Genomic DNA, 809 nt, shown 5'->3' on the forward strand with positions numbered 1-809 from the left:
CTAGGGCGTGGACTCATAAGCTTTAGTCCAGATGCGGATTGAAGCGAGCAGGACGGCGGCGAGGAAGTTTCTTGCCAGCTTGTCGAAACGGGTGGCGACGCGTCGGAACTGCTTGAGCCTGCAGAAGAAGCGCTCGATCAGGTTGCGCTGTCGATAGATTGCCGGATCGACGGAGCGCCGAACGATGCGACGCGAGCAGCTCGGGATGTTGGGCTGGGCGCCTGATCGGGCGATAAGTTCAAGCACGGCATTGCTGTCGTAGCCCCGATCGGCCACGACGGTGCGTGGCGTCGGCAAGCCGGCTAGCAGGTTCGGAACGGCAGCCATGTCGGAGGCCTGCCCGGCGGACAGCAGCAAGCGAACCGGCAGCCCGTCCTGATCCACGACCGCATGGATCTTGGTGCTCAGTCCTTCACGAGAACGGCCAATGGCGTGATCCGGACCCCCTTTTTTCCACCTGCGGCGTGCTGGTGGGCTCGGATGATGGAGCTGTCGATCAGTTGCATCGACTGTGGCGAGGCGGCCGCCAAGGTCTCGAACACCCTCAGCCACACTCCCGCCTTGGCCCAGCGGTTATACCGGTTATACACCGTGGTGTAGGGGCCATAGCGCTCTGGCAGATCGCGCCAGGGCGAACCGGTCCTGAGCACATAGAAGATGCCATTGACCACCTTGCGGTCATCCACCCGCGCAACCCCGCGCGGCTTGTTCGGCAACAACGGAGCGATCATCCGCCACTCCGTCTCGCTGAGATCGTATCGCCCCATTCAAGAGCTCCTTTCGGAACCTTGAATCATCAACCCAAATCC

The 809-nt window shown here is 61.9% G+C and carries 1 protein-coding gene; it reads right to left on the minus strand.

The window, feature by feature from the left end:
• Positions 1–767, minus strand: a protein-coding gene (locus VE25_RS22545; protein WP_201776125.1) for an IS5 family transposase whose coding sequence is annotated in 2 segments (ribosomal slippage) — positions 1–429 and positions 432–767 — 765 coding nt in all. Because the reading frame shifts where the segments join, the coding sequence is not laid out codon by codon here.
• Between the last annotated feature and the right edge of the window lie 42 nt (positions 768–809).

The organism is Devosia geojensis (genome assembly GCF_000969415.1).
Lineage (GTDB): Bacteria > Pseudomonadota > Alphaproteobacteria > Rhizobiales > Devosiaceae > Devosia > Devosia geojensis.